25 protein-coding genes and 1 pseudogene are annotated in these 24,446 nt (G+C 62.5%); 15 read left to right on the top strand and 11 right to left on the bottom strand.

The window, feature by feature from the left end; translation table 11 throughout:
- Positions 1 to 609 precede the first annotated feature (609 nt).
- Genes CN933_RS20410 through CN933_RS20395 form a run of 4 tightly spaced genes read left to right on the top strand, consistent with a single transcriptional unit; the run spans position 610 to position 5,532 of the window.
- A complete protein-coding gene (locus tag CN933_RS20410) occupies positions 610 to 3,816 on the top strand; it encodes a PAS domain-containing protein (protein ID WP_102762218.1) in 3,207 nt (1,068 codons plus the stop codon).
- The gene (locus CN933_RS20405) at positions 3,813 to 4,454 is read left to right on the top strand and encodes a response regulator transcription factor (RefSeq protein WP_018096694.1); all 642 of its coding nucleotides are present in this window, start codon (positions 3,813 to 3,815) and stop codon (positions 4,452 to 4,454) included. The genes CN933_RS20410 and CN933_RS20405 overlap by 4 nt, the downstream gene beginning before the upstream one ends.
- Positions 4,455 to 4,456: 2 nt before the next feature.
- A complete protein-coding gene (locus CN933_RS20400) occupies positions 4,457 to 4,834 on the top strand; it encodes a response regulator (protein WP_018096695.1) in 378 nt (125 codons plus the stop codon).
- A 2-nt stretch (positions 4,835 to 4,836) separates the two neighbouring features.
- On the top strand, positions 4,837 to 5,532 hold the full coding sequence (locus tag CN933_RS20395; protein WP_018096696.1) for a response regulator transcription factor: 696 nt from the start codon (positions 4,837 to 4,839) through the stop codon (positions 5,530 to 5,532).
- A 41-nt stretch (positions 5,533 to 5,573) separates the two neighbouring features.
- Here the strand turns inward: CN933_RS20395 and CN933_RS20390 are convergent, their stop codons facing one another.
- The gene (locus CN933_RS20390) at positions 5,574 to 6,506 is read right to left on the bottom strand and encodes a LysR family transcriptional regulator (RefSeq protein ID WP_018096697.1); all 933 of its coding nucleotides are present in this window, start codon (positions 6,504 to 6,506) and stop codon (positions 5,574 to 5,576) included.
- A gap of 58 nt (positions 6,507 to 6,564) precedes the next feature.
- Here CN933_RS20390 and CN933_RS20385 point away from each other — a divergent pair, with 58 nt between their 5' ends.
- Positions 6,565 to 7,314 carry an SDR family NAD(P)-dependent oxidoreductase gene (locus CN933_RS20385; protein ID WP_018096698.1) on the top strand — a complete coding sequence of 250 codons (750 nt, stop codon included), beginning with the start codon at positions 6,565 to 6,567 and terminating at the stop codon, positions 7,312 to 7,314.
- A pseudogene (locus tag CN933_RS32405) lies at positions 7,314 to 7,424 on the top strand (transposase); the annotation flags it as partial. The gene CN933_RS20385 and the pseudogene CN933_RS32405, both read left to right, overlap by 1 nt.
- Before the next feature lie 171 nt (positions 7,425 to 7,595).
- On the opposite strand, the gene trhO reads toward CN933_RS32405, so the two are convergent.
- The 3 genes from trhO to CN933_RS20370 form a co-directional block, all read right to left on the bottom strand.
- Positions 7,596 to 8,543 carry an oxygen-dependent tRNA uridine(34) hydroxylase TrhO gene (trhO, locus tag CN933_RS20380; protein ID WP_018096699.1) on the bottom strand — a complete coding sequence of 316 codons (948 nt, stop codon included), beginning with the start codon at positions 8,541 to 8,543 and terminating at the stop codon, positions 7,596 to 7,598.
- A 78-nt stretch (positions 8,544 to 8,621) separates the two neighbouring features.
- Positions 8,622 to 9,524, bottom strand: a complete 903-nt coding sequence (locus CN933_RS20375) for a CHAD domain-containing protein (RefSeq protein WP_018096700.1) — start codon at positions 9,522 to 9,524, stop codon at positions 8,622 to 8,624.
- Positions 9,521 to 9,994 carry a CYTH domain-containing protein gene (locus tag CN933_RS20370; RefSeq protein WP_018096701.1) on the bottom strand — a complete coding sequence of 158 codons (474 nt, stop codon included), beginning with the start codon at positions 9,992 to 9,994 and terminating at the stop codon, positions 9,521 to 9,523. The genes CN933_RS20375 and CN933_RS20370 overlap by 4 nt, the downstream gene beginning before the upstream one ends.
- Positions 9,995 to 10,251: 257 nt before the next feature.
- Here CN933_RS20370 and CN933_RS20365 point away from each other — a divergent pair, with 257 nt between their 5' ends.
- The 4 genes from CN933_RS20365 to CN933_RS20350 all read left to right on the top strand — a co-directional run bounded on the left by CN933_RS20365 (position 10,252) and on the right by CN933_RS20350 (position 12,791).
- Complete coding sequence (locus CN933_RS20365) at positions 10,252 to 10,890, top strand: 2-dehydro-3-deoxy-phosphogluconate aldolase (RefSeq protein WP_018096702.1); 639 nt, start codon at positions 10,252 to 10,254, stop codon at positions 10,888 to 10,890.
- Positions 10,891 to 11,057: 167 nt separating this feature from the next.
- Positions 11,058 to 11,762, top strand: coding sequence for a tellurite resistance TerB family protein (locus tag CN933_RS20360; protein WP_018096703.1), 705 nt, complete (start codon positions 11,058 to 11,060; stop codon positions 11,760 to 11,762).
- 118 nt (positions 11,763 to 11,880) lie between these two features.
- On the top strand, positions 11,881 to 12,582 hold the full coding sequence (locus CN933_RS20355; protein ID WP_018096704.1) for a GNAT family N-acetyltransferase: 702 nt from the start codon (positions 11,881 to 11,883) through the stop codon (positions 12,580 to 12,582).
- A complete protein-coding gene (locus CN933_RS20350; RefSeq protein ID WP_018096705.1) occupies positions 12,579 to 12,791 on the top strand; it encodes a hypothetical protein in 213 nt (70 codons plus the stop codon). The genes CN933_RS20355 and CN933_RS20350 overlap by 4 nt, the downstream gene beginning before the upstream one ends.
- A 43-nt stretch (positions 12,792 to 12,834) precedes the next feature.
- On the opposite strand, the gene CN933_RS20345 is transcribed toward CN933_RS20350, so the two are convergent.
- The 3 genes from CN933_RS20345 to CN933_RS20335 all read right to left on the bottom strand — a co-directional run bounded on the left by CN933_RS20345 (position 12,835) and on the right by CN933_RS20335 (position 15,510).
- Positions 12,835 to 13,860 carry a nickel/cobalt transporter gene (locus CN933_RS20345; protein WP_018096706.1) on the bottom strand — a complete coding sequence of 342 codons (1,026 nt, stop codon included), beginning with the start codon at positions 13,858 to 13,860 and terminating at the stop codon, positions 12,835 to 12,837.
- Complete coding sequence (locus CN933_RS20340; RefSeq protein WP_018096707.1) at positions 13,854 to 14,498, bottom strand: DUF1007 family protein; 645 nt, start codon at positions 14,496 to 14,498, stop codon at positions 13,854 to 13,856. Before CN933_RS20340 ends, CN933_RS20345 begins: the two co-directional genes overlap by 7 nt.
- 118 nt (positions 14,499 to 14,616) lie before the next feature.
- Positions 14,617 to 15,510 carry a LysR family transcriptional regulator gene (locus tag CN933_RS20335; protein WP_018096708.1) on the bottom strand — a complete coding sequence of 298 codons (894 nt, stop codon included), beginning with the start codon at positions 15,508 to 15,510 and terminating at the stop codon, positions 14,617 to 14,619.
- A gap of 586 nt (positions 15,511 to 16,096) precedes the next feature.
- Here CN933_RS20335 and odc2 point away from each other — a divergent pair.
- Entirely contained in the window at positions 16,097 to 17,236 is a 1,140-nt protein-coding gene (gene odc2, locus CN933_RS20330) for an ornithine/lysine decarboxylase (protein WP_018096709.1), read from the top strand.
- Between the two features lie 85 nt (positions 17,237 to 17,321).
- The gene (locus CN933_RS20325; RefSeq protein ID WP_018096710.1) at positions 17,322 to 17,912 is read left to right on the top strand and encodes a GNAT family N-acetyltransferase; all 591 of its coding nucleotides are present in this window, start codon (positions 17,322 to 17,324) and stop codon (positions 17,910 to 17,912) included.
- A gap of 239 nt (positions 17,913 to 18,151) precedes the next feature.
- Here CN933_RS20325 and CN933_RS20320 read toward each other — a convergent pair whose 3' ends face one another.
- Positions 18,152 to 18,787 carry a LysE family translocator gene (locus tag CN933_RS20320; protein ID WP_018096711.1) on the bottom strand — a complete coding sequence of 212 codons (636 nt, stop codon included), beginning with the start codon at positions 18,785 to 18,787 and terminating at the stop codon, positions 18,152 to 18,154.
- Positions 18,788 to 19,064: 277 nt separating this feature from the next.
- Between CN933_RS20320 and CN933_RS20315 the strand changes: the two genes are divergently transcribed.
- Entirely contained in the window at positions 19,065 to 19,511 is a 447-nt protein-coding gene (locus CN933_RS20315; RefSeq protein WP_018096712.1) for a glyoxalase superfamily protein, read from the top strand.
- A 71-nt stretch (positions 19,512 to 19,582) separates the two neighbouring features.
- Here CN933_RS20315 and CN933_RS20310 read toward each other — a convergent pair whose 3' ends face one another.
- The 3 genes from CN933_RS20310 to CN933_RS20300 all read right to left on the bottom strand — a co-directional run bounded on the left by CN933_RS20310 (position 19,583) and on the right by CN933_RS20300 (position 22,627).
- Entirely contained in the window at positions 19,583 to 20,572 is a 990-nt protein-coding gene (locus CN933_RS20310; RefSeq protein ID WP_018096713.1) for a WD40 repeat domain-containing protein, read from the bottom strand.
- 43 nt (positions 20,573 to 20,615) lie between these two features.
- The gene (locus CN933_RS20305; RefSeq protein WP_018096714.1) at positions 20,616 to 21,719 is read right to left on the bottom strand and encodes a CobW family GTP-binding protein; all 1,104 of its coding nucleotides are present in this window, start codon (positions 21,717 to 21,719) and stop codon (positions 20,616 to 20,618) included.
- Positions 21,720 to 21,835: 116 nt separating this feature from the next.
- Positions 21,836 to 22,627, bottom strand: a complete 792-nt coding sequence (locus tag CN933_RS20300; protein ID WP_102762217.1) for a creatininase family protein — start codon at positions 22,625 to 22,627, stop codon at positions 21,836 to 21,838.
- 113 nt (positions 22,628 to 22,740) lie between these two features.
- Between CN933_RS20300 and CN933_RS20295 the strand changes: the two genes are divergently transcribed.
- Positions 22,741 to 23,244 carry a MarR family winged helix-turn-helix transcriptional regulator gene (locus CN933_RS20295; RefSeq protein ID WP_003528917.1) on the top strand — a complete coding sequence of 168 codons (504 nt, stop codon included), beginning with the start codon at positions 22,741 to 22,743 and terminating at the stop codon, positions 23,242 to 23,244.
- 108 nt (positions 23,245 to 23,352) lie between these two features.
- Positions 23,353 to 24,375 (top strand): LacI family DNA-binding transcriptional regulator, encoded by a 1,023-nt coding sequence (locus CN933_RS20290; protein WP_026168787.1) that lies wholly within the window; start codon positions 23,353 to 23,355, stop codon positions 24,373 to 24,375.
- The last annotated feature ends 71 nt before the right edge of the window (positions 24,376 to 24,446 follow it).

Here is a 24,446-nt window from a genome sequence, read left to right as displayed (position 1 = left end):
CGGCGAGCAGGTTGTCCCCATTGAACGCGATGTGACGGACAGGTCGCATCGCAGGGCGCAGTCGCAACCGCGATGGAACGGTCCGCATGCTTCGACGTGCTGTTGAACAAGGCCGGCTATCCGCATCCAGGCCCTGTCGAATAGGTCTCTGAAGATGATTTCAAGGCGGAGATCGACACCCTGCAGACGTCAGGACATATCATCAACATCTCCTCCAGCTCGGCGCGCCTCGCCAGGACGATCTGCCGGAACTGCTCGTCCCCGGAAGCGACGCGCTGGCGCGATTTTCCCAGAATGATGCGGTCCGATGGACGGCCGCGCGCGCCGCTGGAATGAGGCGGCAGTTCGTCGGACCTCGACGTGGATGCCACGCCGCTGCTCCGGACTGACAAGAACCATCCAAGCGGATGTCGGATATCGTTGCGACATGACAGTTTTCTACCAAGCCGGCCAAGCGACGGCGCCGCCGCCGATACATGGATTTCCATAAGTTGTGGCTGTCCAGTGGCGCGAATAGTGTACGACGCGGGGTCGCTGGCGCTGAGGTCGAGACTAGCCATTCGATATGCTGGCGCCGCCCAAGCTTTATTTTCCCTGCAGGAGCCGCCGATGACGGACGTCTGGTCGAACCGCCCCCAATTCCTGCACCTGGGTCTGTTTTTTCTGGCTTGTGTCCTGGGTTGCGGCTTCGCGCAGGCACTTGCAGTCGTACCCGGAACAGGCATTTCCATATGGCCCCCGAGTGGGCTTTTCGTTGCAACCCTTATCCTTACACCCAAGCAGAGCTGGCCCTGGTGGGTGCTGGTCGGCTGCCTTGGCGAGCTATTCGGCAATGTCCTGTGGTTCCAGAGCCCGCTGCCGGCCGCCGTCTTGATTTATACCGGCAACGCGCTCGAAGCGATGGTCGGCGCATGGCTCGTAAATCGGGTATTGGGTCGGCCGGTTCGGCTGGAATCCTTGCGGGAAGTTCTTGTGTTCGTCGTGGTGGGCGCTGGAGCTGCCCCGGTGGTCAGTGCGACGATAGGGAGTGCGACGCTTGCCTGGTTCGGCATATTCTCGCAAACGTTCTTGGCGGCCTGGCCTCTCTGGTGGATCGGGGACGCCACTGGGGTCCTGCTCGTCGCGCCGCTCGCGCTCGCCGTGATCCAGAACTGGAACGGCAAGGCCGAGCTAACGGCTGCGCGATGGATAGAGGCATGCGTCGTGGGAGTTATCCTTCTCGGCGTCGCGACCCTTTCGCTCGGCGGCTACCTGCCCTTCGCCTATATAATCATGCCGCCGCTGCTTTGGGCTGCGGTGCGCTTTGAGTTCAAGGGGGCTGCCGTTACCCTCGCCCTCCTCGCGCTAATCACCGCGGTCTTCACGATATCCGGCGCCAGCCAGTTCGCCGGAAACGCCGAGAACCAACGCCACAACCAGATCATGCTGCAACTCTTCCTGGCGATCTCCGCATTTTCGGCCCTGGTCGTGGCCGCCATGTCCCGGCAGCACCAGCTCGCGTTGCTGACATTGCGCCAAAGCATGGAGGCCCTGCGCGACCGGGAGCGAGAGCTCTCGCAGATCGTGAACTTGGTCCCAGTCCACATCAGACGCCTGACGCCCGAAGGCGAGCCGACCTTCTTCAACAAGCGCCTGGTGGATTTTTTCGGTCTGGATCTGCAACAGTTGCACAGGCCAGGCACAAGTCAGCTAGAGGCAAACATTGAGGCTCTTGTCCATCCGGATGATGCGCCCGGTCTATTGCAGGCGGTCCGCGATGCTGTCGCCAGAGGCGAGCCATACTCGATGAAATATCGCATGCGCCGCGCGGACGGCGTGTATCGCTGGGTTGATGGCCGAGCGGAACCCTTGCGAGACGAAGGCGGGACGATCTTGCAATGGTACGCAATCTCAATCGACATAGATGATGAGGTGCGCGCGCAGGAGGCCTTGCGCGACCGGGAGCGGGAGCTCTCGCAGCTCGTAGACGCCTTGCCAGTCCACATCTGGAGCTGGACGCCTGCTGGCAAGCTGGCCTACGTCAACAAGCGATCTTTGGAGGATCTCGGCCTTTCCAAGGCGAATTTCGAAGATTCCGTCCGGGTGGCGCAAAAGCTGGTACATCCCGAAGATGCCCCCGAGGTCCTTCGAGCGTCAGCCAACTCCCTTAAGTCTGGCGACGCCTTCATGAGGCGTTATCGCCGGCGTTGGAAAGATGGCAGCTATCGCTGGATAGAGGCACGCGCGCAGCCTCTGCGCGATCAAGATGGAACGATCGTTCACTGGTATCAGGTGTCCATCGACATCGACGAACAGGTGCAGGCCGAAGAAGCGCTGAAGAGCAGCAAGCGGCAATTGGAGCAAATGATCGACGCCATGCCTTTCAATATCCTGAGCTTCGCCGCTTCAGGCAAGATGACCTACACCAGCAAGCGATATCTCGACGACGTTGGTTCGCCGACGGCAGACTTCCAAGACTTTGATGCGCTGGCCCGGGACGTGGCTCACCCCGACGACTTTCCAGCGATGTTTCAGAGGGCATCGGATGGCTTTGCGGCCGGTGAGCCTTTCGTGAACCGATTTCGCGGGCGAAACAAGCAGGGCGTCTATCGCTGGAAAGAGGCGCGGGCGCAACCGTTCCGTGATGCAGATGGCACAATCGTGCAGTGGTACATTGCTTCGATCGACATTGAGGACGAGATGCGCGCGCAGGCGGCATTGCGCGAGAGAGAACGCTTCCTTTGGCAACTGGTGGAAACACTGCCGGCGATGATTGATTGTGTCGCACCGAACGGCGAACCTGTCTATCGCAGCCAGCAACTGCGCGAGTTCCTTGGCTATGAGCTGGAGGAACTGGATGGGAAGGCCAAAACGCGGCTGAACGGCACGCTCGATGCCGCGGTCCATCCCGACGATGTCGCGGGCGTCAAGGAGCATTTTGCCCAGTGCGTGGCGACCGGCGAACCCTATCTCAGAAAGCACCGCCTACGACGCTTCGACGGCGAATATATCTGGGTCGAAACGCGCGCCGCGCCGATGCGCAAGGACGACGGCACCATCGTGCAATGGAACGTTATTTGCCTGGATATCGATGGCGAGGTGCGGATGCAGGAAGAGCTGCGCCTGGCGCAGGAGCGACTTGCGCGCGCCAGCCAAGCCGCGAGCCTCGCGGAGCTGTCGGCCTCCATCGCCCATGAGGTGAATCAGCCCTTGGCGGCGATCGTCGCCAATTCGCATGCGTGCTACCGCTGGCTGTCGGCTGAGCCCGTCAATGTCGCGCGCGCCAAGATCACGACCGAACGGGTAATCCGCGACGCCAACTCAGCGGCGGAAGTCGTCGGCCGTATCCGTGCGCTGTTCAAGCAATCCGTGGAGAATAGGACCAGCCTGTCGCTCTCCGGCGTCATCGCCGAGGCGTGTAACCTGGTGGCGGGGGAGGCTTTGCGCCGTCGCATCCGGCTCGACATCGACGCGGAGGTCATGCTTCCGCCCATCGCAATCGACCGCATTCAGATCCAGCAGGTCCTGGTCAATCTCATGCGCAATGGCATGGAAGCAATGGAGGCCGTCGCGGTGGAAAAATTGCTCACCGTGCGCGCCTATCGCGTGGGCAGTGAGGTGCAGACCGAAATTGGCGACCGGGGAAGCGGTATCGAGTTTCCGGATCAGATCTTCGAACCTTTCTTCACGACGAAAGAGAATGGAATGGGCATGGGTCTCGCCATCTGCCGCTCGATCGTCGAGGCGCATGGCGGGCGTTTATGGGCCGAGAAAAACGAACCGCATGGCGCGCGGTTCGTTTTCACCTTACCAATCGCGGGGAAAGCGGCGCCATGACAGCGGATGACCACGTCGTTTTCATCGTCGATGATGACAAGCGCATAACGGAGGCTCTCGGCGAGCTCCTGGAGACCCACGGGATGCGTGCCATCGCCTTCGGTTCGGCGGGCGATTATGTCAGCGCCGAGAAACCGGATGTGCCTTCTTGCCTGATCCTCGACGTCGAATTGCCCGATATCAACGGACTTGAACTGCAGCGCCAGATCGCCGAGGGCGATCATCCACCCATCGTCTTCATCACCGGGTATGGCGACATTCCCTCCTCGGTACGGGCGATCAAGCATGGTGCGGTGGATTTCCTCACCAAGCCGTTCAGCGACGCGGACCTCATGGCTGCGGTGCATACGGCGATTTCCGAGGATCGGAAAAACCGATCGGAACGGGCTGAACTGAGCGTGTTGAGGCAGCGTTATCTCGAACTGACGTTGCGCGAACGCGACGTGCTGCCGCTCGTGGTCAGCGGCCTCCTCAACAAGCAGGCGGCATCGGAACTGGGAATCAGCGAAGTGACGCTGCAGGTCCATCGAAGGAATGTGATGCAGAAAATGGCCGCGGCATCACTCGCCGACCTGGTGCGCATAGCGGAGCGACTGGGAATACCGATCACCCATTCGCGCCGAACGGGAGGAAATTGATCATGGAGAACACCAAGCCAGTCGTCGCGGTTGTCGATGACGACCCGAGGCTGCTCGAGTCGCTGGAAGAACTGCTGGAATCCGCTGGATATGCAACTTGCTGCCTCCGCTCGGCCGAGCACCTGCTCGCCCGCGGCCTGTCGGACCTGGACCTGCTGATCACCGATATCGGCATGCCCTGCATGAACGGCTTTGAACTTCGTGACATCGTCAACAAGGCGCGTCCGGAACTGCCGGTATTCCTGGTCACCGGCCGCCACGAGATCGCCTCTCAGGGCCGCGCGCGGGGCATCAGCGGCTTTTTCCGCAAGCCTTTCGATGCGCCTGCCCTGCTCATCGCGATAGGGGAAGCTTTGCAGAAATCGAGAAATGGAGGGTGATTATGAGAATTGACCAGCCGCTCCGGAGATCGGCAGTGCTGTCGCCACAGCACAAGAATGACACAAGTGAGCCCGTCGTCATCATCGTCGATGACGACGCGGCTGTTCGCGAAGGCTTGTCGGAACTGATCCTCTCGGCGGGCTTCCAGGCCGTAGCCTTCGCCTCGACCCGTGAAGTGCTCGACGCCGACATACTGGACAGCCCTGGCTGTCTGATCCTTGACGTTCGCATGCCTGGGGCAAGCGGCCTCCACCTGCAGCACCATCTGGCGGAGAGCGGCAATGGGAAGCCGATCATCTTCCTGACCGGACACGGCGATATTCCGATGACGGTACAGGCGATGAAGGCAGGTGCCGTCGATTTCCTTACCAAACCCGTGCGCGACCAGACGCTGCTCGATGCGGTGATCGCCGGCATTGCGCTCGATGCGTCGCGACGGGCCAACGCCATGGTCGTCAGGCGCAACGTCGAACGCCTGGAGACGCTCACGCATCGCGAGCGCGAGATCCTGCGTGAAGTGGCGCGGGGGCGGCTCAACAAGCAGATCGCATTCGACCTCGGGATAAGTGAGGTCACTGTCAAGCTGCACCGCGCCAATGTCATGCGCAAGATGGAGGCCGGATCGATCGGCGAGTTGATCAGGGCCTGGGAGACGCTGCCCATGGCGATGCGCGAGGCCGGCGGCGCCTGGTTCTGACAGGATCGATTTTTGCCGGCGTCGCCGATGATAGGTTGTGATCACATCGCTTCGATGGCTCTCGCCTCGCGCGCGATGAAGTCGCAGAACAGTTTGACGCGCAATGGCACGGTGCGGCCGAATGCATGCAGTGCATTGAATGGCAGGCTTGGAAGTGCGATCTCTGGCGCGGGCGTGACAAGCGTACCCACTTGCAGTTCCTTTGCCACCAAGCACCGCAGCAGATAAGCGGCGCCCAACCCGGCGAGCGCCGCTTGGATGAGTGCGGCGCCCGAATCGCAATCGACGCGGCCGACAGGCACAAAGCTGCTCCCGTCTGCCAGGCGCACGGGCTGAACCAATCCGCCGAGGACGTATCGGGCAAAGGGCAAGGCTGCAAAACTTTTGGCAGGCAGCGGATTGCCCCAGGTCTCAAGAAAAGCCGGAGAGGCGACGATCACCATCTGCAGGTCGGCCAGATGACGGACGATCAAATCGCCTTGCGTCGGATTGCCAGCGCGCAACACGACGTCAAAATCCTCCCGGATCAGATCGACGAACCGGTCGGTCAGGCCGATATCGAGATGCAAGTTCGGATTGTCGGCCGCAAAGCCTGTAAACAGCCGCGGCAGCAGCAGGGGCGCCAGCTCGGCTGGCATGCTGACGCGTAGACGGCCGGAGAGTGCGGCATCGGACCCGATCCCCTCGTCGCTCGACTCCAGATCCCGCAGGAGCGGTGCGACGCGTTCGAAGAAAATCCGGCCGTCCTGTGTCAACGTCAGGGCCCGGGTGGAGCGTAGGAAGAGACGCGCGCCGATCTTCTTTTCAAGCCGCGCCACGCTCTTCGACACCGCCGATGGCGTCGTGTCGAGATTGCGTGCCGCGGCGCTGAAGGAACCGGCCTCCACCGTTCGCACAAAGGCTATCAATCCAGAAGTCTCGTTCAGCAGGTTCGGCATTCGCAACTCCGCGGCACAAATCATGTGCGTGCCCATGATCTAATGGATGAGCGTGCCGCCGTTTATCTCAAGCTCAGTTGAAAGGAGATAAACAATGCAACGTCTCGAAGACAAGGTCGCCGTTATCACCGGTGGCAATAGCGGCATCGGCAGGGCGACCGCCAAGCTTTTCGCCGAGGAAGGCGCGCGGGTCATCATCACCGGCCGGCGGCAGGATGTCGTAGACCAAGCGGTGCGCGATATTGGTCATCATGCCTTGGGGGTCGTGGGTGATGTCGCTGATCTCGAACATCACCACAGGGTGGCGGACATGATCCAGAACCGTTTCGGCGGCGTCGACATCTATATGGCCAATGCCGGCGTCATTAGTCTAACCGCATCCGGCGATGTGACGCCGGAAGATTACGATCGGCATTTCGCCATCAACACGCGCGGCGTGTTCTTCGGCGTCCAGACGATCGCGCCTCTAATCCGCAATGACGGCAGTATCATCGTCACGAGTTCGCTGGCGGCGACAAAGGTGTTGCCGGACCACGCGGTTTACGCCGGCTCGAAGGCCGCCGTAGCCGCCTTCGCTAAGAATTGGGCGATCGAATTCAAGGCACGGCGCATCCGCGTCAACATTCTTAGCCCCGGGCCGGTCGAGACCGAAATCCTCGGCAAGCTCGGCGTATTGGAGGCGGAACGCCCTGCATTCGAGGATCACATGGCGTCACTCATCCCGGCGGGGCGAATGGGAAGGCCGGAGGAGCTGGCGCGCGCAGCGCTCTTCCTCGCCTCCGACGAGGGCAGCTTCGTAAACGGGATCGAACTTCATGCCGACGGCGGCATGACCTTGGCTTGAGTCGCAAGTCGGCGCTCGTGCGCCAGTTCATCCGCGCTGCTGGTGCCAGGCTCTGGTTTTTGCCGCCCTACTCCCCCGATCTCAATCCGTGTGTGATGGCTGCTGCGCGTTAAGGTGTCGGTTCGGATTTGGTGAACAGGTCGGTTACGGCAAAAGCCAGCGGGTTTTTCAGCAGCCTGCTAGAGCAGTTCAACGTTTCATGGAAACACTGAAATGCTCTAGCCATTTGATCCAACGCACTTTTGGACGGAAAACCGTTACGCACTTTTCCTGGACGTGCTCTAGCTTCCGAGATGCCGCGCGCCGCGCTTCTTGGCAAGCATGATCTGCCTCTGCCTCTGGCGGTAACGTTCGCGATCCTCTTCGGTGCGGGTGTCGTGGCAGTGAACGCAGGAGACGCCTTCCTCGTGAAGGTGCGACTGGAGGTCGGCGGGCGTCAGCGGCTGGCGGCAGGCATGGCAGAGCGTGTGCTCGCCCTCCTGCAGCCCGTGGGTTACGGACACGCGCTCGTCGAAGACGAAGCAGGCGCCTTCCCAGAGGCTCTCTTCCGGCGGTATTTCCTCGAGATATTTGAGGATGCCTCCCTTGAGGTGATAGACCTCCTCGAAGCCCTGCTCTTTCATGAAGGCCGTCGCCTTCTCGCAGCGGATACCGCCTGTGCAGTACATGGCGATCTTCGGCTTGTTGTGCAGGCCGCTATTGTTGCGCACCCATTCGGGAAATTCCCGGAACGTCTTGGTCTTGGGGTCGACGGCTCCCTGGAAGAGGCCGATGGCCGTTTCATAGTCGTTGCGCGTGTCGATGACCAGCGTTTCCGGATCGGAGATCAGCGCATTCCAGTCCTTCGGCTCCACATAGGTGCCGACCACCTTTTTGGGGTCGATGTTTTCGACGCCCATGGTGACGATCTCCTTCTTCAGGCGCACCTTCATGCGCAGGAAGGGCATGGCCGAGGCCCGACTCTCCTTGTGTACCAGGCCGGCGAATTCCGGCTGCGCGCGCAGACAGGCCAGGACCGCCGCAATGCCTTCCTCGGTGCCGGCGATCGTCCCGTTGATGCCCTCATGCGCAAGAAGCAGCGTTCCCTTCACCCCATTGGCGTCGCAGATCGCCTGCAGCGGCTCGCGGAAACCGGCGAAGCGCGGAAAGGATACGAAATGGTAGAGGGCGGCCACCAGAAACTGGCCCGGCGTCTCCGGGCGGCGCGATGTCGTGAGCATGTCGGTCATGCGGCACGCAAATACAGCTTTCGGGCGCCAAGTGCAATTGCGGCGAATCGCGCCCGAGCCTGACTTTCGGGAAGCGTTCTACCTTCCGGCTTCGAGCCAGAGCAGTTCGAGGGTTCGGCTCTCCCTCCGCGGCCGGTCGAGAAAGACCGCATCAGCGCGCTTCAAGGCCTCACGCCTCAGCGCGTCCTGCCTGGCCGCGACATTCGAAAGAAAATGTTCCCTGCTGTTGCCGGCAAGGTCGGGCCGCTCGTCGACGAGCGACATCAATTCGGCGATGTCATTCAGATGGCCGAGCACGTCGACCAGGTCGCTGGCCTCCGCTCTCTTTGCCCGCATCCCCGATGGCCACGCCTCGCGAAGCAGGGCAAGCTGCATTCGGTAATCCTGCGCGCTTTTGCGCAAGTCGTGAAACAGCGCCGTATCGGTGCTGGCCGCACAGGCCGCCCTGGCGCGTGCGGCGCGCCGCAACGTCTGCCGCCAGCCCTTCGCGAGGCGGCGGGCGGATTTCCGCCTGCCGTCATGGAAGGAAACATGAGCGAGCGCGGCGTGCGCCTTTCGGCAATTGACGATGGTTTCTTCGATTTTCCGGTCGAGATTGCCTCGTTCTTCGGCAATCCGGTCGCGCCGGCTTGCGAGGATCGAGCAGACCTTGTCGAGGGCCAGCTGCTGCTCCTCGCTCGCCGCGTGCTGGCGCAGATAGCCGGCATTCTCGACAAGCGCTGCCGCGTCGCGGAATGTCGAGAGATTGCGTGCCATGGCGCGGAAGCGTGCGTTTTCCTGCCTCTGGAAGAGTGGCGCATCCGCGACCACGAGGCGATAGAGCGAGCGCAGGCGCTTGAAGCTCTTGCGCGCATCGTGAATCGCTTCATGCACGCCTTCGGGTTGAGCCTCGAGCATCGCAATCGCGCGTTCGATCTGTTCCCCTCCGACGGCGCGGAAGTCCTCGGTAAAGGGGCGCTTCGGATGGAAGGCAAAGGTCATGTTTGCGCTTCCAGCAGTCCTTCGGTGGCAAGCGCCTGATTGGAGTAGCGGCGATCGCCGGTGATCTCGCGCCCCAGCCAGGCCGGCAGGTTGGGCAGGTCCGTTTCCCGCTTCATTTCGACTTCGGCGACGGTGAGCCCTTCGAGCGCACCCTCATAGACGTCGACCTCCCAGGTGAACCCCTTGTGCGGTATCCGGAAACGCCGTTTCTCGATGACGATGCCGATCGCGTGGGTCAATAATTCCCGCGCGTCGTTCATGGGGAGATCGTATTCGTACTCGTTGCGGACGAGGGCCGATTTGCCGATCTTGATGGTCAGGCGTGCCCGCTTGTTGCCGTGAATGCGCACGCGTACGGAGCGGTCTTCCATGGTGACGATGTAGGCCTGACGTAGCCTGATGCCCTTGTCCGCGTGTTGCCGCCAGCCGTCGGTGGCGACAAGAAACTTGCGCTCAATCTCCTTTGCCATGGATCTCCTGCCATTTCGAGATGTCGGCCGGCACAGACTACCGTTTAATCGATGTCGCTCAAGTCTTGTCCCTTCGATCACGATGATTTTAGATCGGATCGACCTGAAATCGTGAACGTGGCCGGTCCCGACAAGTTAGAGCGGAAGCGGGCGGTATAGCGCGAATAGTTTTCCGCGCCCGACCTGTCGGGCTCGACAACCGCAGACTGGCACGCTATGCGAGGGCATTATTCAATCGTTTTAAAAGGACGATCGGCATGAGCGCGAAAACGGACAAGCTTCTCTCAATCCTCAAGCTGCAGCCGGTGGTTCCCGTCCTGGTGATCGACGATGCGGCGTCGGCGGTACCGCTCGCGCGGGCGCTGGTCGCCGGCGGCCTCAAGGCGATCGAGATCACCTTGCGCACGCCGGCCGCTCTGGAAGCGATCCGTGCGGTCGCGGGTGAGGTGGAGGGCGCCGTTGCCGGTGCCGGCACCATCCTCAATGCCGCCCAGTTCGAAGAGGCCGTCGCGGCCGGATCGCAGTTCATCGTCAGCCCCGGCACGACGCAGGAACTGATCGACGTCGCCAACGATCACGAGGTGCCGCTGCTTCCGGGTGCGGCCACGGCGAGCGAGGTCATGGGGCTGCGCGAGGAAGGCTACGGGGTGATGAAGTTCTTCCCGGCCGAGCAGGCCGGAGGCGCCGCCTATCTGAAGTCGCTCTCATCGCCGCTCGCAGGCACCCTGTTCTGCCCGACCGGCGGCATTTCGCTTGCCAATGCGCGCGACTACCTGACGCTTCCCAACGTCGTTTGCGTCGGCGGCTCCTGGGTGGCGCCGAAGGACCTGGTCGCCAGGGGCGACTGGGCCGGCATCACCAAGCTTGCGGCCGAGGCCTTCGCGCTCAAGGGCTGATCCCAGCCGGCACCTGATGGAGAGGGCCGGCAGTCGTCCGGCCATTTCATTCTTCACGCCGGTTTGTCTTTCCGCGGCAACGTTCCTATGTCTCAATCGGCCAACGACGGAGCGGGGTGGGGCGTTCATGCTCGCCACCGCGCATGGACCGAAAAGGAGCAAGCCTGATGTTCGACGCGAAGAAATTGCTGGATCAGTTCCTGGGATCGCAGGTCCCCGGCGCCGGAGGGTCTGTCCGCGGCCGGGCGGATCAGGTGACCAAAGTCGCGAAGGACAATCCGCTTGCCACCGGCGCGATCGCCGCGGTTCTGCTCGGCACGAAATCCGGACGCAAGCTGGCCGGCAATGCCGCCGTCCTCGGCGGTCTCGCAGCCATCGCCGGCCTTGGCTATCAGGCCTACAAGAACTACCAGTCCGGCAAGGAGCCGGTGGCCGAGCCCGCACCACGCGCACCGGCCCAGTTGCCCGCGCCTCCCGCCGACTCCGGCTTCGCCGCGCCGGAAGCGCTGAGCGACGACTTCGCGCTCGTGCTGGTGCGCGCCATGATCGCCGCTGCGCGCGCGGATGGCCATATCGACGGCGCCGAGCGCAGCCGCATCATGGACAAGCTGTCCGTTTCGGGCCTTTCCGCGGATGCGGCGGCCTTCCTGGAAGCGGAACTCGTCAATCCGATCGATCTCGACGCCATCATCTCCGCCGGGGAGACGGAGGAGGAGCGGGTGGAGATCTATACGGCATCCCGTCTCGCGATCGAGCCGGACGGCCGGGCCGAGCGCGGCTATCTCGACCTGCTTGCCGGACGACTCGGCCTGGCCGATGCGCTCGTCGACCATATCGAGGCGACGGTTTCTGCGGCAAAGATTCCGGTTTGAACGGATTCAAGGGCGGGCGCCGATCCGTTCCGCTCATGGGTCGCATCACGAGTTTGAATTTGTCACCGCCCCGCGTCTGTCCTATTGCCAAACACGAATGCAAACGCGGGAGCAGTTGATGCGTGACCTTGCCGACTGGAAGGGATGCCCGGCGCCGAAACCGGTGCTCATCGAGGGACGATACGTTATCGTCGAGCCCTATGACCGGGCGAAGCATCTGAATGCTCTCTGGAACGATGCCTTCGGTGGCATGGCCATCAATCCTCTGCTCAAATATTTTTCCCAGGACGATTTTTCGGGCATAGAGGATTTCGATGCCTGGCTTTCCGCGGTCCAGCAGAAGTCGGCCTGGGTGACCGAAGTCTTTCGCGAACGGGCGAGCGGCAAGGTCGTCGGCATGGCAAACTACATGCGCGCCGATCCCGCCAACGGCGTCCTCGAGGTCGGCGGCGTCGCGCACGGGGCCGCCATGGCGCGGTCGCCGCTTTCGACGGAAGCGCACTATCTCATGGCCAGGCACGTGTTCGAGGACCTCGGCTATAGGCGCTACGAATGGAAGTGCCACAGCGAAAATCAGGCGAGCCGCACCACTGCGGCGCGCCTCGGCTTCACCTTCGAAGGCATTTTCCGTCAGCACATGGTTTCGAAGCGCGCCAATCGCGATACGGCCTGGTTCTCGATGATCGATCGCGAATGGCCGCTCATCAAGGCCGCTTTCGAGCACTGGCTTTCGCCCGACAATTTCGATCGCGATGGGCGCCAGAAGCAGCGCCTCGAGGATATCCGCGCAACGCTTGGCGCTGGGGAGGAGCGAAGGTGAGCACGCCCGAGAAGGAGAAATCGCCCGCCGTCGCGGCAGCCATCATTCTGCTGGTGGTCGGGATCGGCTTCTTCGCGTTGCCGTCGATCATGGTGAGGCTCGGCGACATATCCCCATGGCTTGCGGCCGCGGTCGGCTGCCTATTCGTGATAGGCTTCTTCCTGATATTCTGGCTGCGCGCCCGCCATCAGCGCCGGAAGGGGCTGTAATTTCTCGCGATCGACGCGCGCCCGCATGCGCTGACGGTGCGCCTCAGCTCTGCAGTGCCGCGCCCAGAAGCACCAGCCCGAGCAGCAGGACAAGCAAAGCACCGGCGATCTCGATGCCGTTCGAGATACGCGCCGCGGCCGAATCGCTGGAGGCATAGCGCACGGCAATGCCCTTGGCCGTGACGGCCATGGTCGCCAGGATCGAAACGGTGATTGCCGTACCGATCGACATGGCGAAGACCGAAAGCACGCCGCCGAGATAGAGCCCGTTCAGGAGGGCGAAGGACAGCACGATCAGCGCGCCGGAGCAGGGCCGCAAGCCGACTGCGACAATCGCCGACCAGGCTTCGCTGAGCGCGAAGCGGTCGCCCTTCAGGAGCGCCGGATCGGGTGCGTGGGCGTGGCCGCAGGTGGCGCAGACCTCGCCAGGCCCGTGCGCGTGGTGGTGATCGTGATGATGATGATGCTCGTGCCTGTGGCCATGAACGTCATCGGCATGCATCATGGCAGGGGCAGGGGCCGGACGCAGTATCGATCGCAGCTTGCGGAAGACCAGCCAACCGCCGAAGGCAGCGATCAGCGCATAGCTCGCGATTTCGAGTGCACGGGTGGCGTTCGTCATGCTGATCGAGGAGCCGCGCAACACGAGATAGACGGCGCCGATCAGGAGGATGGCAACGACGCCCTGCAGGATCGAGGAGAGGAAGGAAAGCAGCACGCCTCTCTTCAGTTCCGTCTCATTGGCGATCATGTAGGAGGAGATGACTGCCTTGCCGTGGCCCGGACCGGCGGCGTGGAAGACACCGTAGGTGAAGGAAAGGCCGATCAAGGACCAGAGCTGCCATGGGTTCTCGCGCATGTCCTTGAGCGCGTCGGTCAGCATTCGGTAGAAGCCTTGCTGCTCCATGTTCACCCAGGAAAAGAAACCGCCAAGAAAGCCCGTCGTCCGGATGGAGGGCTCGGCCGTGCCGATGCCGAGAGGCGACTGTGCGGCGGCGACGGTTGCGGAAAATACCGTCAACAGGAAGGCGGCCGCGATCAGGCGGCCGGCGTCGCGGGCATTCAGCATGTGATCTCGATCCTGGTTGCAAAAAGCTTCGACGTGTCAGTCCCGGTCGGATCGTTCCAGAAGGCGTCGGTCAGCGTGTCCTTGTTCTCCGCCAGCACTTCGTCGGGATCGGGCCGCACCACCTGATGCTGGCAGGCCTCGATCTTTTCGCCGACGACGGAGAGGTCCTCGTCGGTCGGGAAATCCATGGCGGTATACATGGTCGGGTCGTAGACGCCGAAGGAAAGCTTGCCCTTAAGCGGCATGGTCTCGGCAGGCTTGACCGCAAACATCATCAGGAGCTGGTTATCCTTGTAGTCGACGGTGATGCTGTCGGGTCTGCTGACCTTCACGGATTTGCCGTTGTCGGAAATCGACGTGTAATAGTTGTACTCCGCCAGCGACTCGAGCACCGTCTGGCCGACTTCCTTCAGTTCATCCGGGTCGAGCGTGGCGTTCGCGTTCTTGTCGAAGTCGAGAACGACGCTTGCCGAAAACAGCTCGTCGAACCGCCAGACATTCCTCAACTCGCCGATCCCGCCCGTGTCGTCCGAGACGATCTCGAGGCGGGCTTCCGCGAATATATGCGGGTGGGCGAAGGCGAGCGTGGGCGCGAGGAGCGTCGCAAGGCCGGCCATGACGAGGCTTTGTATTTTCATGGGAATGGGAATCCTTTCGGCCGGGGCCGCGCGAATCGTCCCCGAATGTACCGTAAATGAGACGGAATTGGGACTTGCAGCGCGTCGTTCCAACGCGTGAGGAAGGATCGCAGTCGCATCAGCGCGTGCTGCGGAACCAGCTGTGGAGGAAGTCGACGAAGGTGCGAACCTTGGTCGGGAGGTAACGACGATGCGGATAGATGGCGTAGATGCCGCGATCCTTGGGCAGGAAATCGTCGAAGAACGTCACGAGCTCGCCGGAAGCGATCTTCGGCCGGGCGATGAAATCGGGAAGGACCGCCACTCCGATGCCGCTCACCGCGGCGCGCGCCGCGGCAAGTGGACTGTTGACCTCGATCTGCCCGCTGACCGGCACGGTGAATGGCGAACCGTCCTTTTCGACGAAACGCCAGCTCGAATAGGACCGGCCGTTGGTGTCGAGGATGCACGGCAGCTTGGACAGTTCGCTCGGATGCCCGAGGGCGCCGGCCTTGGCCATGAAATCCGGCGAGGCGCAGACCAGCACCTGGAAGTCGTCGAGCTTGCGGGCGATCAGCGTCGAGTCCTCGAGCCGGGTGATTCGGATGGCGACGTCGAATCCTTCCTCGACGAGGTCGATGAACCGGTCGTCCGAGACGATGTCGAGCGACAGTTCGGGATGCTCCTTGCCGAAGTCGATCAGGGACTGGCCGATATCCGCATCGACGAAAGTCCTCGGCACGGTGATTCGCAATCGGCCCTTGAGGTCGGAATTGTTGGCACGCACGAGATCGGCGAGGTTGTCGATCTCCTTCAGGATTTCCGATGCGCTGCGATAATAGGTGTGGCCGGCCTCGGTCAGCGAGAACTGGCGCGTCGTGCGGTTCAACAGCAGCGCGCCGAGCTCGTCCTCGAGTTCGCGCACATATTTCGACAGCAGCGCCTTGGATTTGCCGATGCGCCGGGCCGCGGCCGAAAAGCCTTCCGCGTCCACGACATCGATGAAGGCGCGGATGCGGGTCAAGGTATCCATGGTTCGTCTTTCTCCGGCGTGCAGGCGAAAACGCGCTTGGGTAGACGGGTCTCCGGTTCCCGCCCGCACGCACGGCCTGCTGCGATCGTTCAGCCAAAGTGAACACTGGCGCCGTTGCCCGGTCCAGAAAAAATTAGCGGCGAGATGGAAAAACCTCTTGATTACGACAATGATTTTTCTTACCTACGCCTTGCCCAAAGTCGCACGTGCCTGTGGGTGTCCGCCGACCCTCGATTAGGTGAGGTTATCGGTAAGGTACCTGGAACTAACCCCTCCAGTCGCTATTCCGGCCAACCGGGAAATGCGAGGACATCTTGAAGCAACGACGGTGCGGGCCTTTCTGGTGTCTGCCGGCTTTCCAACAGCCGGGGTTACTGAAGAGGCACACCTTCATTGCCGGAAGTGCGGTTGGGTTATTCCCTCCAATCCATGGCAGACAAAGCCGAATCCTAGCCTTTGCGGGCTTCGATTCACATTCGCGCATCGAGCGCATGCATGGTTCCGGGGTCTCCACCGGCTGGTTCCAGTGCAGGCGTGCGTATGCCCTTTGTCCTCCACAAATGTGGAGTCTAATGGATCGGGGAATATGGCCATGACCACCGCACGTATCATCGACTTCCTCAACACCCGACGACCCGAAGGTCCTTGCCTCGTTGTCGACCTCGACGTCGTGCGCGATAATTTCAAGGCCTTCCGTCATGCGCTGCCCGACAGCGCGATCTACTATGCCGTGAAGGCAAATCCGGCGCCGGAAGTCCTGCGCCTTCTCGCCGGCCTCGGCTCCAACTTCGATTGCGCGTCGGTCGCAGAAATCGAAATGGCGCTCGATGCAGGCGCGACGCCGAACCGCATCTCCTATGGCAACACGATCAAGAAGGAGCGGGACGTTGCGCGCGCCCATGCGCTGGGCATCAACCTCTTTGCGGTGGACAGCCACGAAGAGGTCGAGAAGATCGCGCGCGCCGCTCCCGGTGCCCGTGTCTTCTGCCGCGTGCTCACCGATGGCGAAGGCGCCGAATGGCCGCTGTCGCGCAAGTTCGGCTGCGTGCCGCAGATGGCGGTCGACGTGCTCGTCTATGCGCACCAGCTCGGGCTCGTTTCCTACGGCGTCTCGTTCCATGTCGGCTCGCAGATGACGAAGCTCGACGCATGGGATGCGGCTCTTGCCGATGCCAAGCGTGTCTTCGTCCAGCTTGCCAAGCAGGGCATCGAGCTCAAGATGGTCAACATGGGCGGCGGCTTCCCGACGAAGTACCTCAGGGACGTTCCGTCGGCCGAAGCCTATGGCCAGGCGATCTTCGGCGCGCTGAAGAAGCATTTCGGCAACAACATTCCGGAGACGATCATCGAGCCGGGCCGCGGCATGGTGGGAAATGCCGGCGTGATCAAGGCGGAAGTCGTTCTCGTGTCGAAGAAGTCGGACAACGACAGCCACCGTTGGGTCTTCCTCGACATCGGCAAGTTCGGCGGTCTCGCCGAGACGATGGACGAGGCGATCCGCTATCCGATCCGTACGGCCCGCGATGCCGATGCGATGGAACCCTGCGTGCTCGCCGGCCCGACCTGCGACTCGGCCGACGTGCTCTACGAGAAGAACATGTATCCGCTGCCGATCTCGCTGACGATCGGCGACGAGGTTCTGATCGAAGGCACGGGCGCCTACACGACGACCTACTCGGCCGTCGCCTTCAACGGCTTCGAGCCTCTGAAGGCCTATGTCATCTGATCCTGCTCGCTCCCGCTCAAGCGGGAGCGGCTTTCACAATTCATGTCCGGTCCGCCTGAAGCGGTTTTGATGACGGGAGGCCCAGATGGCCGCTGTTGTTGATTCCCTGCGCGCGTTCTTCGCGCCAACCACCTTTATAATCGACTCGGAAAACCCGGGCGATGTCGTTGCGCGCGAGAACCTGCTCGACCGTGCCATGGGCGCGGGTCGCCGCAGGAAATCGTCGGAAAAGCTGCGCCGCGGCCGCGTGCCTGCCGAGGGCCTTGCCCTTGTCGCGCGGGATGCGGACGGTCACGTCATCGGCACCGTGCGCCTCTGGAACGTCGAGGCCGGCGTCAACCGCGAGGGCCAGGCGGTGCCGGCGCTGCTGCTCGGCCCGCTTGCGGTCGATCCGGCGCATGAGGGCAAAGGTATTGGCGGCATGCTGATGCGCGCGGCGATCCAGGAAGCCAAGAACCGCGGCCATGGCGCTGTCCTGCTCGTCGGCGACGCCGCCTATTACGAACGTTTCGGCTTCTTCGCGCAGCGCGCGCAGCATCTCGTGATGCCCGGTCCTTTCGAACGCAACCGCTTTCTGGCGCTCGAGCTCAAGGAAGGCTGGCTCGACGGTGCTGCCGGGATGCTGGTTCCCAGCGGCCGGAAACTCGCTTTTCCGCCGCTTCGCCGCGCGGCCTGAATTTCTTCCGCCCCTCACCCTGCGGAGGTGGATTATCAGCAGCGCTCCTGCCGCCCTTCGCGGCGGGAGCGCTGTGGCGCTTTAGAGCACTTCCAGGAGAAGTGTGTAACGGTTTTCCCTCGCGGAAGTGCGTTGGATCAAACGGTTGAAGCATTTCAGTGTTTCTATGACATGTTGAAATGCTCTAAAGCACGGCCATTCCCTTCGAATGACCATGCCACACGCTGTGCCGAAGCCTTCTAATTCGCAGCGCGGCGATAGAGCGCCAGAGATCCGGCGAGCGCCAGCAGTGCGCCGCCGCAGATGCGGTCGAGCCAGATCGCGCCGGAGCGCCTCATGAAGCGTATCGCCTGCGACCCGAGCAGGGCATAACCGAACATCACCATGAAATCGATCGACGCGAAGACGATGGCCAGCATGGCGTATTGCGGCGCCTGTGGCAGGACGGGATCGATGAATTGCGGCAGAAAGGCCGAAAAGAACAGATAGCCCTTGGGATTGGTGACGGCGACGAGGAGGCTCTTGGTGAAGATGGAGCGCGTCGCCCCGGCATCCATGGCCTGCGACGCTTGCGACGGTAGTTCCAGCGTCCCGCGCGATCGCATCAGCATGACGCCGAGATAGGCGAGATAGGCGGCGCCCAGCCATTTGATCACGGAGAACCAGAATTCCGACGCTGCGAGCAGTGCGCCGAGCCCGAGTGCGACCGCGCCGATCAGCACGAAATCCGAGAGCATCGCGCCGATCATTCCTGCCGTTGCCCGTTTCACGCCATAACGCGAACCATTGGTGAGGGCGAGAAGCACGGTCGGTCCAGGCGTTGCAATGCCGATGAAGGCGACAAGCGCGAATGCGAGAATTGTGACTTCGCTCATGACGTGCTCCCTGGATCACTTTCCTCATCCCCTCTTGGCGACGCCATGTCGTCCCATGGCGGTCGCTTGCGTGCAAGTGGCATCGCCGGCGGCCCCGCGCGTTTGACAGCCTGCGTCGTTTCCCCTATTTCAGGCGCCGGGCGAGGGCCCCTGCCGTCCGCGAGCGTCAAGCTTCGGTGAAGTCTCTCTTTTCGACACGGTCACGCCGCGCGGCATGCTACCGATGGCAATGCGGACACCCGTCCCGGAAATGCATGCCGTAACAGGAGACCCTGTCATGACGCATGAATTACGAAGCCTTCCCTCGCTCGATGCGCTGAAGGACCAGGCCAGACGCCTGAGATCCCGGCTTGTGTCGGAGGGTGACGAAGTCACCCACTCCAAGTCGCTCGAGCTGATCGCCGCCCAGTATGGCTATCGCGATTGGAACACGCTGCACGCGGCCGTCGGCAACCGACCTGCTTTCAATCCATGGATGCTCGGGGCGCGGGTCAAAGGCCGTTATCTCGGCCAGCCTTTCGAAGCGGAAGTCCTCTCGGCCCAGGCGATCGGCGCGAAGCCGGGACGTTATCGCCTGACGTTCAAGTTCGACGAGCCTATCGACGTCGTCACGTTCGAGAGCTTCTCCGCCTTCCGCCAGCGGGTCACCGCCACCATCGATGAGAGCGGGCGGACGGTCGAGACGACATCGGACGGGCGGCCGCATCTGGAACTGGAATGGTGAGAACCAGCGGAGCTGGCCCTCATCCGCCTGCCCCCGTCTTTCGCCGCAGCGGGGGCATGCATCCGCCCCTGCTAGCCGGCGATATCCACCACACCGCAATCGCCCGCCGCCGATCCAAAAGCGAGTTGGCGGCCGCTCTTGTTCCAGGCCATGGCGGTGATCGCGCCATTGCCCGGGCGACGCAACAGGACTTCCTTGCTGTCCGCGAAGCGGGCGGCAAGGATCATGCCGTCCTCATAGCCGATGGCGACGATATCGTCCGCCGGGTGGCAGGCGACCGTCGTCACCATGATGTTGGCGCGGGTGCCGAGCTCGAGCGGCGCCTTGCCCATCGGCCCGTCCTTGCCCTGAAATGGCCAGACGATCGCCGCCGGCGCCCCGGACGATGCGAGCCACTTGCCCTTCGCTGACCAGGAAAGCGACTTCACCTTCGCCGGATAGCCGGTCATGCGCATGTGGCGCGCTTCGGCGCCGGGCTTCGCGTCGAGCTTCCAGCCATGCAGCGCATTTTCCTGCATTGCCGTGACGACGAAGCGTCCGTCGGGAGAGAAGGTGACGGCGGTGTGGGCGCCCTTCCATTCGAGATCGACCGGCTGGCCTGCCATGGCCACCCAGTGCAGCGAGACGCCGTTGTAGCGCGCGGAGGCGATCCTCAGGCCCTTGGGTGCGAAGGCGATGCCTTCGACGGTCCGCTGCTCGGGAAAGTCCCTGGTGGTACCGTCGGAAAGGCGGACATGCGTCGTCTTGCCGTAGGCGTAAGCGACCGCACCCTGCGGTCCGGCCGCAACTTGCGAGATCCATTTGCGACCCGTGTCGGCAACGAGGCTCGCCGTGCCGTCTGCCGAAATGCGCATTACCTTGCCGTCTTCGCCGCCGGTCAGCAGCGTGTCGTTCGCCTCGTCGACAACGAGGGACAGCAGCCCGTCATGTGCTTCGGTCGTCTTGTGGCCGTGATCGAGCCGGTGGATCGTGCCGGCGGCCCCGGCGAAGAAGGGAACATCCTTGAGGAAAGCCACGCCGACGACGTGACCTTCGAGATCGAGCGGAGCGACGGTCGGCATCAGTTTGACGGACTTTCTTTTCTCATCATGGACTTATCCGGGATCATGCCGGGACTTCGCACGCCTTGAAGGTGCGCTCGATCTTCTCGCGGTCGAGATCGCGGCCGATGAAGACGAGCCTGCTTTCGCGCTTCTCGCCGTCTTTCCACGGGCGCTGGTGATCGCCTTCGATGATCATGTGAACGCCCTGGACGACATAGCGCTCGGCGTCGCCGGCAAAGGCGATGATGCCCTTGAGGCGCAGGATGTTCGGACCGTCGGTCTGGGTGATCTTCTGGATCCAGGGGAAGAAGCGATCCGGATTCATTTCGCCCCCGCGCAGCGAAATCGACTGCACCGTCACGTCATGGATCGGCGAGGGGCCGTCGTGATGGTGATGGTGGTGGTCATGATCATGCTCATGGTCATGATCATGATCATGATGGTGGTGATCATGATGGTGGTGATCGTGGTCGCAATCGGGACCGCAGACGTGGTCGTGATCGTCCTGATCGAGGAAGTGGGGATCGTTTTCGAGCGCCCTGTCGAGATTGAAGGCACCCTGGTCGAGCACCTTTCCGAGGTCGATCTCGGAGCGCTGCGTGCGATAGATGCGGGCGGACGGATTGATGACGCGCACGGTCGCCTCGACGCGCTCGAGTTCCTCCGGCGTCACGAGGTCGGTCTTGTTGAGGAGCACCACGTCGGCGAAGGCGATCTGGTCCTCGGCCTCGCGGCTGTCCTTCAGACGCAGCGGCAGGTGCTTGGCGTCGACGAGCGCCACGACCGCGTCCAGTTCCGTCTTGGCGCGAACGTCGTCATCCATGAAGAAGGTCTGCGCGACCGGCACCGGGTCGGCAAGGCCGGTGGTCTCGACGATGATCGCGTCGAAGCGTCCGGGACGGCGCATCAGTCCTTCGACGACCCGGATCAGGTCGCCTCGAACGGTGCAGCAGACGCAGCCGTTGTTCATCTCGTAGATTTCCTCGTCGGACTCGACGATCAGGTCGTTATCGATGCCGATCTCGCCGAATTCGTTGACGATGACCGCATATTTTCGGCCATGATTCTCGCTGAGGATGCGGTTCAGAAGCGTCGTCTTGCCGGAGCCGAGATAGCCCGTGAGCACGGTGACGGGGATCGGCTTCTGCGCGGATGTTTCGGTCATGGGAACCTCGAGGGTTGGCGATGCGCCGCGGGCATCGATGGTTGGGTTCTCATATAAGAGATGAGGTGGCGATGCGCAAATACAGACCTGTGTCGCGATCGACGCGGGAGAAAAAATCAGTCGAGCTCGCCGGCATCGAAGGCGTTCACATCCTCGAGCAGTTCGATGATGCCTTTCGCAGCATGCGCAAGCAGCGCTTCGCCGCGCTCGGCGGTGGCGGCGGCGGCATTGCCGGCGACGCCGTCCGGGCTCAGATCCGACATCCTCCAGCCGAAGGCGTGCGGGCCGTAGGCGCGCAAATGCTTGAAGGAACGCGCGAACTCGCTCTGCCGCGAGGGGAAGTCGCGGGTCTTCGCCATGTCCACCTTGTCCGGATGGAGCGCCAGCATGACCGAGGTCTCGATATCGCCGCCATGGATGTCGACGGCCTTGTCCTCGGCGCCGATCCAGCCATCCGGCTGTCCGAAGCGTGTCCAGCTCGTCGCCACGGCAAGCATCCGGAAGCGTATCCGCGCCTCCGTCGCTACGATGGTCATCAGGGGCGAATTGCCGCCATGCGCGTTCAGCATCACGAATTTGCGGATGCCGAGTCCGGCGAGGTCCTCGGCGATGCCGAGCCAACGTTCGACCGCCTCGTCATAGGCGAGCGTTCGGGTGCCGAGCACGTCCATGTGTTCGATCGAATAGCCGACCGGTTCGACAGGCAGGAAGGTCACGGGCAGGGCTTGGGGGAGTGCGGCGATAACGCGCTCGACGATGCCCGCCGCAATCAGCCGGTCTGTTTCGAAAGGGAGATGCGGCCCGTGCTGTTCATGTGCGCCGAGCGGGAGCACCGCGATCCAGTCCCGCCGCTCGACAGGTTCGAGTGCGGTGGAATTGTCGGTCCATCGTGGCTTCGGCAGCGACATTTCTACTCGGACCTCGGCGTGGTTTGTCGTAAAATCGTTATTTGAGTCATACAGTTCGTAAACTCAAGCCTTATTGCTATAAGTGTTGTGTAGGGGATTCGGCGGGAGGTCCAATGGGCAAGAAGAGCAAAGCCGAAAGGAAGGGCAAGAACGGCAAGAAGAAGGACGAGATCGTCGCCGAGGCGAACGATCACGATCTGGCTTCGGTTCTCGTCCAGGCGGCCCGCTCGATGCGCACCGTGCTCTCTCGCAACCTCGTCGCGAGCGGCCTTTATGCCGGGCAGGACGGCGTCATGCTAGCCCTTGCCGAAACCGACGGGCTCACGGCCGGGGCGCTGGCGGGCAAGCTCGGGGTCAAGGCACCGACGATGACGCGCACGATCGGCCGCATGGAAGCGCAAGGCTTCCTCGAACGCCGGCCGGACAGGGACGATGCCCGGCTGACCAAGGTCTATCTGACAGAGCTCGGCCGTGATCGCCTGCAGATCATCGCGGAAGCGGGCCAGCATTCCGAGAAGCTCGCAACACGCGGTTTGACCGACAAGCAGGTGCGCACTCTCATGAAGCTCCTGCGCGCGGTCGACAGCAATCTGCAGGCCGCCAGAGCTGCGGATTGAGCCGCGGTGTGAGAACAGGGCGGCTTGAACTTCCCGATTGCAGCGATATTTCAAACAGTTTAAAGGAATTTAAACTGGCTGACGGCAGCGACTGCAACGGGGGATATGGTGGCGCAAAAGGTCAAGCTTTCGACAATCGCGGAAACACTCGGCCTTTCGACGGCGACGGTATCCCTGGCATTGCGCGACAGCCCGCTGGTGGCGGCGGTCACCCGCGACAAGATCAAGGAGCAGGCGCGCGCACTCGGCTATATCTACAACCGCCGTGCCGCAAGTCTCAGGACGTCGCGCTCGGGCATCATCGGTGTCGTCGTGCACGACATCATGAACCCGTTCTACGGTGAGATCCTCAAGGCGATCGAGGCTGAGCTCGATCGCGACAAGCAGACCTTCATTCTGTCCAACCACTACGATTCCGTCGAAAAGCAGCGGGATTTCATCGAGACGCTGCTGCAGCTCGGCGGCGACGGCGTCATCATGTCGCCGGCCATCGGCACGCCGCCGCAGGACATTCAGCTTGCCGAGGACAACGGCATGCCGGCGATCCTGATCGCCCGCTCGATCGAGGGGCTCGACGTCCCGATCTTCCGCGGTGACGACGCCTATGGCATTTCGCTTGCGACCAATCACCTCATCGGGCTCGGCCATCGCTGCGTCGCGATGGTCGGGGGAACCGACCAGACCTCCACCGGCCGCGACCGCTATCAGGGCTACGTCAACGCGCTTCGCAAGGCGAATATCGAGGTCGATCCGGACTTGCGCATCCCGGGGCCGCGCTCCAAGCAGGGCGGTTTCGAGGCCGCCGTGCATCTCCTCTCACTGCCGCAGAAGCCGACCGCGGTCGTCTGCTGGAACGATCTGGTCGCCATCGGGATGATGAACGGCATTGCCCGCGCCGGCCTCGTGCCGGGCGTCGACATCTCGGTCACCGGCTACGACGACCTCGAGGAAGCGTCGATCGCGACGCCCGCGCTGACGACCGTCTGGAACGGCCAGGCGGAGGTGGGCCGCAGCGCTGCGCGCGCGCTCCTCGACAAGCTTTCCGGCAGCCATGAACCGGACGGCATCCATCTGATCAAGCCGGAAATGCGCATCCGCCAGTCGACCGGCCCGCTGCGGGTAACGGCTTGATCGATTCCTCCGAGTCTGAACAGGATGCGTGAGTGTTCGTCCGCATTCCCGCTATGTCCGGAAAGGAAACC

Origin of the sequence: Sinorhizobium sp. M4_45 (genome assembly GCF_002885915.1) — a bacterium.
Taxonomy (GTDB): Bacteria; Pseudomonadota; Alphaproteobacteria; order Rhizobiales; family Rhizobiaceae; genus Sinorhizobium; species Sinorhizobium meliloti_A.
This window is presented reverse-complemented; position numbering and strand designations above follow the sequence as displayed.